Origin of the sequence: Methanosphaera cuniculi (assembly GCF_003149675.1) — an archaeon.
Taxonomy (GTDB): domain Archaea; phylum Methanobacteriota; class Methanobacteria; order Methanobacteriales; family Methanobacteriaceae; genus Methanosphaera; species Methanosphaera cuniculi.
The window spans coordinates 1-11,425 of record NZ_LWMS01000024.1 but is presented as its reverse complement, the minus strand read 5'-3'; the positions used below and the strand labels follow the sequence as shown (position 1 = coordinate 11,425).

Genomic DNA, 11,425 nt, shown 5'->3' with positions numbered 1-11,425 from the left:
TCATAAATAATACAAAAAATAACACAATAACAGGAAATATACTAATTGCAGATTTACTTGTAGGTGATGAATCAGTAAAAACAACAACAGCAGACGCAGATAATATAACAGGAAACACACCATTATACAGAAATTATGTAATAGATGATACAACTTATAATACATACTTTAACAATGATGGAACAATAAATGTACCAGAAGATAAGCCTATACACTTATTAATTGGTAATTTAAATAATAAAACATTAATTCTAAACAATAATAAAGACATAACAATAATGAACTATTATGAAATAATATTACATAACATAACAATAAAAACAGAAGGTAATACTACATTAAACTTGACAAACATTACAATAACAAACACAAATCAAAAACCAGTACTAGAAATAAGAGGAATAAAAGCAACAATAACATACACAAATCTAACAACAAATAATAATATAATAATATTTGAAAACACACAATATATTAGTATACGGAATAACAATTTCATCACAAATGTTACAAATGATGTGAAAGCTATAAGTATCAAAAACGTAGTAAATATTGATTCATATAATAATAATATTACAATAACAGCAAATATCACACAAGATAATAAAGAACATACAATAGTAGCAATTGATGGTATAAATCTGACAAGTATTTCTTACTTTAATATTATCATAACAAATCTTAACGAAGTAAATGATAATATTGTTGGAGTTAATATAGTTAATCCTGAAAGATATGATAATAGATTATCAGTAAGTAAAAATAAAATTCAAATAAAAGGATTTAACAATGTATGTGCAATTAATATGATAAATCAAACATTATCAATAACAGAGAATACTATTCAAATTTCAGCAAAAAATACAATTGCAATGAATATAACAACATCAAAAGCAACAGGTATCTATAATGATATAGAATCCAATACAATAAATATGATTTCAACTATGAATAATACAGGAATAATACTAAATTCATGTGAAAATATGGCAATTAGAGAAACAAATTTCACAAACATAATGAGTAAAAATATTACAGGAATCCAAGTAAACAACTCAACAAACATGCAATTACTTGGATTAGTGATGAATCTTAATGGTAATAACATTATTGCAATAAATCTAAATAATACAAGTAAAATTGATATAACATTATCTAATATAACAGTAAACACAAATATAAATCAAGCACCAATAATACTAAATAGTGCAGAAGAAATATTAATAGCAAATAATAGTATAATAACCACAACAGAAAACACGATAAAAATAGATGAAAAATCATCAAAAAGTATTATAGAAAATAACGTTTTATATGCTCTTAAACTTGGGGATGATTCAGTACTAAAAGAAAATAATAATTACATAGTAGTAATAGACAACACTCCTGTAAAATCATATAAAAACTTATTACTAAATGATTACACATATGATGGATTCTTTGATGAAAATGGAGTATTAAGAGATGAAATACCTACAGGTGCAAATATAACACTAACAGGAAACTTATATAATAGAGTATTAAACATCACAAGACCAGTAAATTTAATAGGAAATGATGTATTATCACTAATAAATACAACAATCATAGTAAATGCAAAAAACACAAACATAACAAATATCTATATGAAAGGATATGATAATACAAAACTAATAATAAATGCAAATAATTGTAATATCAATATTCCAAAAATAAATATGCAAAATACCATAAATGAAAACATTACACTAATAACACTAAATGGAAACAATAACAACATAAGCATAACTGATATATCAACAACAAATCAAGAAAACAATGCAAATATAACATTACTTAAAATTACAGGAAAACAAAACAGTATAACAATAGGATCAATGAAAGCAAATAACTTTACTAACTCAACAGCAATAAAACTAGACAATGCAGATAAAAACTACCTAAACATATCAGGAAGAGTACAAAGTACAGTAATACTTGCAATGGATACAGGTTATGGAATAATATTAAATAATTCAAATTATAACAATATAATAACATCAACCATTGTATCAAGTAGAACTAAGAATGTAGGATTCTTATTTTCTAATTCATCAAATAATATTATATATAATGCTCGATTTGAAGGTTTAAAAGAAAAAGCATTAATATTAGAGAATAATTCAAACTACAATAAAATATTTGGACTTCGTATTTCATTTTCTACCTTAAATATGACACCTATTTCAATTATAAACTCAAGTCATAACATACTTGAAGGAAATTCCATTACTTTTACTGGAGAAGCATATCCAGTTGAAATTTTAAATGGATTTGAAAATGAAATAAAATATAATGCACTATCTTCAACAACTTATAAAGGAGACAATGGAGTTTACCAAAAAACAGATGATGATAATGCACCACAAAACAATATAATATCAGAAAACTATAATAGTGTTTCAAATCTTGGATCATACATAGGAATAAATAGTAATGGTCTTCCTTTAAAAATTCATCAAACAATAACTTTAACTGCAAGACCTGTGGACTTTACATTTAAAGGTGGAAATTTCACATTCATTGTAAATGGAAAAGAAATAGGAACAGTAGAAACTCAAAAAACTGAAAATGCAAGTATAAACTATACAATTACAGGAAAAGAAGGAGATAAATTAATAGTAACAGTTATAGTAAGAGATACTCAATTAAAAGTAGTAACAAATACAAGTGTATCTCAACTTATAAGTAAACTAGATAGTAACATTCTTCTTCCTAATATTATAAGTGACAATGGTAAAACCACAATTAGTGCTATTGTTCTTGATGAAGAAGGTAATATCCAAACAAGTGGTAAAGTTGCAATAAAACTTAATGGTAAAACACAAGGTGTAGTGGATATTAATAATGGTATTGCACAACTTACAGTTGATTCATCAAAACTATCAGCTAAAAACTATACAATAACAGCAGTATATGGTGGAAATAGTATGACTGAAAAATCAACAAGTGATGCAACACTAACAATAACAAAAACAACACCAAAAATAACAATAGAAACAACAAATGTAAAAAGAACAAATAACACAACAATCACAGTAAAACTAACAGATGATCAAAACAATAACATAGCAGGAAATACAAAAGTAGCAGTAAAACTAAATGGAAAAACAATAACACATACAACATCACAAAATGGAATAATAAAAATAAACATGGACTTAACACAGTATAAAAACAGTCAATATGATTTAACTATTGTATCAGGTGAAAATAACCGGTATAATACAGCACGTATGACAACAAAACTAGCAATAGAATAGTATTTAAATTCTATTCTTTTTAACCTCCCTTTTTTTATTTTTGTATTTTTTTTTACAAAAGATCTCTTTTTTTTTAGAAAAATATTAATTTAAATTTCTACAAAAATAAATAGTATATAAAAAAATTGAAAGATGTAGTTGATAGTTATGGAAGATAGAAAACTTTTCATCTTAGTATTATGTCCAATAATTATCATATTATCATTAATAGCTGTAAATGCAATAATACAAATAAATGTGCCAACAACAACAAATCAGACATTAACATTAATTGATAATAATAGTACAAATGATACTAATGAAACAAACATAACAACAAGTAATGTAGCAAATGAAAATACAAAAACAAGTAATAGTGAATCTTCAAATTCACAACAAAATGCTCAATCATCACAAAGTGTATCATCATCAACTCAACAATCTACAACTTCAAGTAGCAGTAGTATAAGTAGTAATAGACGACCATCATCAAACTACCATAATGGAGGATCATCCTCATCACATAGTAGACCAAGTTCATCTTCAAGTTCAAGTAGTAGTAGTGGTGGTAGTTCATATGATGATTCAGGTTATGAACCAGATTATATAGCTTCAAGATACACATAAAAAAAAGATAAAGAAAGAAGAATAATAAAAGAAATTACCACATGATGGAGTATGCTTTTTTCTTTATTGATATTTATTATTTTTTTTTTCTAAAAATAAAATGAGAAAATATACTTTTTTAATCTTTTTGTATTAATTAATAATTATAAAAGAAACTAATTTTTTATTCATATTATTATAAAGTTTTTAATTACAAAAAAATGGGAGAATCAAGAAAAACATGTTAAATGTAGAAACATTCATAACAGATACAAAGCCAACAGGTGGAAAAATACGCCAATCAAACGAAGATTTCTATGTAGAAGAAGTACCACTACAACTTCCATCAGGAAAAGGACAAAATACATGGATACAAATCCAGAAAAATGGAAGAACAACACTAGATGTAGTACTAGATATGGCAAAAGCAATGCATCTAAGTCGTAAAAGAACAGGATTTGCAGGAATGAAAGATCGTAGTGCCATAACCCGACAATGGCTATGTATAAGTAATATAACACCAGAAGAACTACCTGATTTTAATGAAATATTACATAATGTTGAAATACTAGATATTAAAGCAAATGAAAAAAAGCTAAGAATGGGACAACTAAAAGGAAACAAATTTAAAATAAACATAAGAAATACTAACAACCCATCAGAAGATGTAGAAATAGCACAAGAAGTGCTTGAATCTCTAAAACAAACTGGTGTTCCTAACTATTATGGATATCAACGTTTTGGAGAAGTACGTTCAACCACACATCTTGTTGGAAAATGTCTAGTTGAAGGGGATGTTAAAAAGGCAGTAGATACTTATATTGGAAATCCAAATCCTGAAGAACATGACATACATTATGAAGCACGAAAACTCTATGATGAAGGTAAATTACAAGATGCATATGATTTGATGCCAAAAAGTATGAGATATGAAAAAAGCATGATAAAACAACTAACAGATTCACAAAGAAAACATGGAAATTTAACTGAAAAAGATTATATTCGTGCAATAGAATCACTACCAAAACCACTAAAAAGAATGTTTGTAAATGCATATGAATCATACCTGTTTAACAAAATTGTAAATGAACGTACAAAAGTAGGAATAAACAAATACCTACCAGGAGATATTATAATTGATTCAGAAGAACACTGGATACATGATATAGATGAAGATACAATCCAAGATGACATTGATAATTTCAAGGTTAATCCAACAGCACCACTCATAGGTTCAAAAGTACCATTTGCTGAAGGAATTCAAGGTGAAATAGAACAAAAAGTAGTAGATGATGAAAATATTACAAAAGAAGATTTCATGTGTCCTAAAACACCAAAACTTGGAAGTCATGGAATTAGACGATCTGTAAGATTTAAAATAGATGATACACATGTTGAAAAACTAGATGATGGAATACGAGTTGAATTTTTTATTCCACGGGGATGTTATGCAACAAGTGTACTACGTGAAATAATAAAACATAATGTATAATGTGAACTTTCTTTTTTTATACTCTCCCTCTTTTTTTTTTAATTTATTAGAAGAATTTCCAACTTAATACCTACCTATTGTATCTATTTTTTCTAAAAAAAAATAATTAGTCTAATTATAAATGGATATTTAAAAAAAAAATAAGAAAAAAAGGGGTGGGGAATTTTATTAATTTAGTTTTTTAGTACTTCTGGTATGTATCTTTTAAGTAGGAGTGATAGTGATATTACTGTCACTGAACTTAATGCCATTGCAAATGCACCATATTCAGGTAAGAATGATATATTCCATGGATGTAGTACTCCTGCTGCTACTGGTATTAATACTACGTTATATGCAAATGCCCAGAATAGATTTAGTTTTACTCGTGATATTGTTTTTTTACTTATTTGTAGTCCTGCTACTGCATTTATTAGATCTCCATTTATTAGTATTATATCTCCTGAGTCTATTGCTACATCTGTTCCTGTTCCTATTGCTATTCCTACATTTGCCTGTGTTAGTGATGGTGCATCGTTTATTCCATCTCCTATGAAGGCTACTACTTCTCCTTTATTTTGAAGTTGTTTTACGTAGTCTAGCTTTTCTTCTGGCATTAGATCTGATTTTACTTCATCAATTCCTACTTTTTCGGCTATGATTTTTGCACTGTTTTTGTTATCTCCACTTACCATGGTTGTTTTAATTCCCATATCATGAAGTTTACTTATTGCTTTTTTACTGTTTGGTTTAATTATGTCTGATACTGATATTACTGCTATTACTTTTGTTGTGTTTGCTAGTATTATACTTGTTTTCATTGATAGTTGTTCTGATTTAATATCATCAAGTACTTCAGGTGGTATTGTTATTTGATTGTCTTTTATGAGTTTTTCATTTCCAATGAAATATTTAACATCATCTATTTTTCCTGTTATTCCTTTTCCTGATATGTTTTCGAAGTCTTCTACTTTATCAAGTTCAAAGTCATCTTTTGATTCGTTGTTAAATAGTGCTGATGCTATTGGATGTTGTGAGAATTGTTCAAGTGATCTTGCTATTTTTATTACCTGTGCATCATTTAGTTGTTCACTATCATAGTTTATTATATTAGATAGTACTGGTTGTCCTACTGTTATTGTTCCTGTTTTATCAAATAGTACGTGTGTTACTTTATCTGATACTTCAAGTGTTTCTCCATTTTTAATTAGTATTCCATATTTTGCTGCAAGTCCTACTCCAACAGTTAATGCTGTTGGTATTGCAAGACCTAGAGCACATGGACAGGCTACTACAATTACTGATATTAGTATGCTTAAACTAAACATGAATGTATCTTGTAGTACTACATACCATATGATAAATGATACAAATGCTATTATTAGTATAGTTGGGATAAATATTCCGATAACTTTATCTGCTAAGTGTTGTATTGGTGGTGTGGAATTTTGTGCTTCTTGTACCATACTAATAATTTGTGATAAAACTGTTTTATCACCTGTATTAGTTACATAAATTTTAAATGATCCATCCTTATTCATAGATCCACCAATAACTTCATCACCCACTTCTTTAAGTACAGGCACAGATTCACCAGTTACAAGTGATTCATCAACATAACTTTTACCCTCAATTACTCGACCATCAACAGGGATTTTTTCACCAGGTTTTACAATAACAATATTTCCTTTAAGAACATCATTAATGTCAACTTTCTGTTGAACCATCTTACCATCAACATTCTTTTCAACAGTTGCTTCTGTTGGCTTAAGATTTATAAGAGCATTAATTGAATCTGAAGTTCTGGATTTTGCACGATCTTCTAAATACTTACCAAGCATTAAAAATGCACCAAGCATTATTGTTGTATCATATAACATGAAATGAGATTCTCCAAGAAGATGGAACGTACTAAGTAAACTTGCAACAAATGCAATACCTATACCAAGAGCATACATCACATCCATGTTAAGTGTTTTATTTTTAAGTGAAGCTGTAGCTGACTTAAAAATTGGATATGAAATATAAACAAATGGAATAATACATATTAGAAGAGAAATATATGATACTTCATCATGTGTTAAGCCAAAATCAGCAAACATTAATATCATAAGGATTATTGAAAAAAAGAATCCAACAATAATTCTATACATTTTTTCTCTAAGATTCTTTTCATGAAGCTTTTGAATCTTATTATTATTCATAGAATTTTTATCAGCAATACCAAGATACTGATATCCAATAGCGTCAATCCTATCTCCAACCTCTTCAATACTTACAACTTTAGGATTATACAGTACATCAGCTGTTTCTGAGACAAGATTAACTTTTATTGAATATACTCCTGGCATTCTAGAGACTGCGGAGGTTATTGCTCGTGAACACATGACACATGTCATGCCACCAATATTTATTGTTTTTTTTTGACTTCTGCTGGGAAACCAATCATGTCAAATAAACTAATAATTTCTTCAACATCAATGTGTTCATCATCATAAGTTACTTTAACTTCTTTTGATTCTAAATCACATTCTACAGATGAGATATATTGGTTGTTGGTTAATGTTTTTGTAATTGTATTAACACAAGCATTACAGTGCATATCTTCAACTATAAAAGTTTCAGTTTTTTCGCTCATATGAATTCACCTCAATTTTAATTTTTATATTTTTTTATATTCACTTATTTGATCATACTTTTTTTATTTAAAAAAAAATAAATTCTATAATAGTTTTATAAGATTACTATATAAAAAAACATATTTTTTTCATATTTAATAAAAAAAATATCACCCATAATAAATGGTATATTCTATGTTAATATTAATAAGTTTTCATATTAATATTATAAAAATAAATTAATTAAAGAAAGAAAAAATAGTTAGGAGGTTAAAAAAGTCTTCTAATTACTTAGTTTACTGTTATTGTTGCATTATTTGCATCTACTATAACATTATCATTATCAGATATTGTGTTTATAATATCAACATCTGGGTTATCAACCATTGGTATTTTTGATATAATTGCACCAATAGCTATGATAGGTTCGGCTACTTGACAAATAATTGCACGAGGAGCAGTATTATTTTTAGCCATTTGATAGATAACATATGATCCAACAGTAGATCCTTTACCTGATGGTATTATAAGAATTTTATCTGTAATACATTGGTTGTATAGCTCATGCTTTTTATCTATGACAATTCCTGTTTTTGGATCTACTCCACCAAGAAAACTTATAGGATCATGAGTTACAATAGCTTCACCTTCTGCAATTCCTTTTGAAATTTGTCTACATGAAATATCTGACATGATAATTATTACCTCCACCTATTATTAATTTTTAGGATTATAACATTCCTTCATCACGAAGACTTTCAATGAATGTTTTCTTTTTACCACTTGTTTCAGATTTAGTTGGATTTTGTTTTTCCATTTTTTCAATTTTAGTTTCTGTTGAATCAGCAACTATTGCTATATCATCAGGTTGTGGTATATCTTTTCCTGTTTTTGGTTCTTCTTGAATATTAGATACTTCTTTAATATCTTCATTTGCGTTGATTAATCCTTGTTCTCTGAGTTTTTGTGTGAATGATTTACCATCATTACTACTTTCTGTGGATTTTTCTACTTTTTTAGCTGCATTTTTTGCTTCTTTTTTATCTTCGTGTTTTTGAATATCTTTTTTAATATCTTCTTTGATTTTATGTGCTTCTTTTTCTACTTTGTTTTCTTTGTGTTCATCTACAAAGTCAGCATTAATTATTCCTTCAGCACGTAGTTTTTGTGTGAATGATTTAAATTCAGTGTCAGTTTTTTGTTTTTCTTCTTTTGTTTTTTCAGCTTTTGCTTCAGCTTTTTCAGCTTTATATTCAGCTTTTTTAGCTTCACGATCTGCTTTTTTAGCTTCTTTAATTGCTTCTTTTGCTTCTTTATCAGCTTTTTCAGATTCTTTTTCAGCTTTATTTGCAACTTTACCTTCTTTTTTATCTTCTGCAATTTCTGAATTTATACGTCCTTCTTCACGTAGTGTTTGTGTGAATGATTTGATTTTAGTTGCTTCAAGTTCAGCTTTTTCATCAGTTTTTTGTGCTTTATTATCAGCTTCTACAGCTTTATGTACTGCTTTTTCTTCTTTTTTATCTGCAACTTCTGCATCTTTTTTAGCTACATCTGCTTGTTTTCTTTTTTCTGAAGCTTTTTTATCATCACGTTCTACTCTGTTTTCTGCACGTTGTTCTGCACCAATAAGTCCTTTTTCACGTAGTGTTTGAGTAAATGATAATCTTTTATTTTCAACATTTTCAATTTTATCTTTAATTTCTTTTGTTTGTTTTTCTTCAGCCATTTTAGCATCCTCATCTTTTGCTTTTTCTTGTTTTTTGAGTTCTTCTAATTGTTTTTCATCTTGTTTAATGTTTGATTCTTCTTGTTTTATATTTTTATCATACTTTTTAACATCTTTTTTTACTTTGTCTTTTCGTGCTTGTTCATCTTGTTTTGCTTTTTTGTTTTCTTGTTTTACTTTTTGTGCTATATTATCTTTTGATTGTTTTACAGCATTAATAAATCCTTGTTCACGAAGTGCTTGTGTGAATGATTTTCCTGCTGAAATTCCAGCTTCAGCTGCCTTTTTAGCTGTTTGTTTGCTGGTGTCTGCTGCTTTTTTAGCTGTTTGTTTACTAGTGTCTGCTGCTTTTTTAGCTGTTTGTTTACTGGTATCTGCTGCTTTTTTAACTGTATCTTTTGCTTTATCTTTAACTTCTTGTACTTTTTGTGAGTTTTTAGCTTTTGCTCTTGCTTTTTTGGTGTTTTTAACAGCTTTTTCATATGCAAGTCTGGTTTTTTCTTTTGCAATTTCAGCTTTTGTTTTTGGTTTTTCAGGTTCTTCTTTTGGTTTTTCTTCTTCTTCAGGTTCTGGTTTTGCTTTTTCTTCTATTTCTTTTGCTTTTTGTGCTTCTTTTTCTTTTCGGCGTTTTAGTTTTTCAGCATCTCGTTTAGCTTTTTCTTCTTCTTCATGTTTGATTCTTTCAGCTTCGAGTTCTGCTTGTTTTAAATCTGCATTTGCTTCGAAGTTGTATTTATCGTATTTTTGTTTAACTTCTTTTTTAGCTTCGGATGCATCTTTTTTATCTTTTGTTTCGTCTTTTTGTATTTCTTGTTTTGCTTTTTTGTTTTCTTCTTCGATTTGTTTTTCAACTTCTTTTTCTTCTTTTTTGAGTTTTTCGGATTCTTGTGTATCTTTTTTAGTTAATTCTTCTTTTACTTTTTCAAGTTCTTCTTTTGCTCTGTTGATTTCATGATCTATTGCTTCTTTAAGATCTTTTGTTTTTTCTTTGAGGTTTTTTTCTTTTTGTTGAATTTCTTTTTCTTCTTCTTTTTTTGCTTCTTCGATTTTTACATCAGCTTCTTTGTGTGCTTCTTCGGTTGTTTCTTCTTTTTGTGATTCAACAGTTTCTTCAGTTTCAACAGTTTCTTTTGTTTCTTCAGCTTCTGCTTCAGTTTTTTCTTGTGCTTCTTTTTCTTGTTTTGCTTTTTCTTCAGCTGCTTTTTTAGCTTCAGCTTCAGCTTTTGCTTTTTCTTCAGCTGCTTTTTTTGCTTGTTCTTGTTTTTGTTTTGTTTCTTGGTTTTTTCTGATAATTCTTTGTGATGGTGCTGGTTTTCCTCGTTTTTTAGGTTTTATTCCACTATTTTTAGCACTTTTTGATTTTTTAATTTTATTTTCAGTATTTATTTTATTTGTTTTTGATTTGTATATATTTGAATTTATTGCCTTTTGATATTCATTATCTGATTTTTTGGTCATGTTTTATTCCAACCTATTAAATTTTTTTTTTCTATTTATTTCCCCAAATGTTTGAATATATTAAAAGTATTCTAATTAATTTAATTTTAAATCCTAGATTTTTTATTTTTTTTTAGAATCTTTTCATTATTATTTTATTTTTATGTTATTTTTGTATAATGAATTTTATTATAAATGGATGGTTAAAAAAAAATAAAGTGTTTTTTTATAAATTCAATTTTTTATCTCTTTTTTTTCATTATATTGAATAAAATAAAAAAATTATCATAATTAATAATTATAT

At 27.4% G+C, this 11,425-nt stretch carries 7 protein-coding genes; 3 read left to right on the top strand and 4 right to left on the bottom strand.

Annotation, left to right across the window (positions count from 1 at the left end; translation table 11 throughout):
* The 3 genes from MSCUN_RS04535 to truD all read left to right on the top strand — a co-directional run.
* Positions 1-3,281, top strand: a 3,281-nt coding sequence (locus MSCUN_RS04535) for an Ig-like domain-containing protein (protein ID WP_146192110.1), incomplete at its 5' end; no start/stop codon positions are given.
* A gap of 147 nt (positions 3,282-3,428) precedes the next feature.
* Complete coding sequence (locus MSCUN_RS04530) at positions 3,429-3,887, top strand: hypothetical protein (RefSeq protein WP_095609346.1); 459 nt, start codon at positions 3,429-3,431, stop codon at positions 3,885-3,887.
* Between the two features lie 220 nt (positions 3,888-4,107).
* The gene (gene truD, locus MSCUN_RS04525; RefSeq protein ID WP_095609347.1) at positions 4,108-5,358 is read left to right on the top strand and encodes a tRNA pseudouridine(13) synthase TruD; all 1,251 of its coding nucleotides are present in this window, start codon (positions 4,108-4,110) and stop codon (positions 5,356-5,358) included.
* 173 nt (positions 5,359-5,531) lie between these two features.
* On the opposite strand, the gene MSCUN_RS04520 is transcribed toward truD, so the two are convergent.
* The 4 genes from MSCUN_RS04520 to MSCUN_RS08205 form a co-directional block, all read right to left on the bottom strand.
* Positions 5,532-7,736: a heavy metal translocating P-type ATPase gene (locus tag MSCUN_RS04520; RefSeq protein WP_095609348.1), complete on the bottom strand. Its 2,205-nt coding sequence runs from the start codon at positions 7,734-7,736 to the stop codon at positions 5,532-5,534.
* Between the two features lie 11 nt (positions 7,737-7,747).
* On the bottom strand, positions 7,748-7,975 hold the full coding sequence (locus MSCUN_RS04515; RefSeq protein ID WP_095609349.1) for a heavy-metal-associated domain-containing protein: 228 nt from the start codon (positions 7,973-7,975) through the stop codon (positions 7,748-7,750).
* A 271-nt stretch (positions 7,976-8,246) separates the two neighbouring features.
* The gene (locus MSCUN_RS04510) at positions 8,247-8,648 is read right to left on the bottom strand and encodes a DUF126 domain-containing protein (RefSeq protein ID WP_095609350.1); all 402 of its coding nucleotides are present in this window, start codon (positions 8,646-8,648) and stop codon (positions 8,247-8,249) included.
* Positions 8,649-8,685: 37 nt separating this feature from the next.
* Positions 8,686-11,142 carry a hypothetical protein gene (locus MSCUN_RS08205; protein ID WP_143744880.1) on the bottom strand — a complete coding sequence of 819 codons (2,457 nt, stop codon included), beginning with the start codon at positions 11,140-11,142 and terminating at the stop codon, positions 8,686-8,688.
* Positions 11,143-11,425 lie beyond the last annotated feature (283 nt).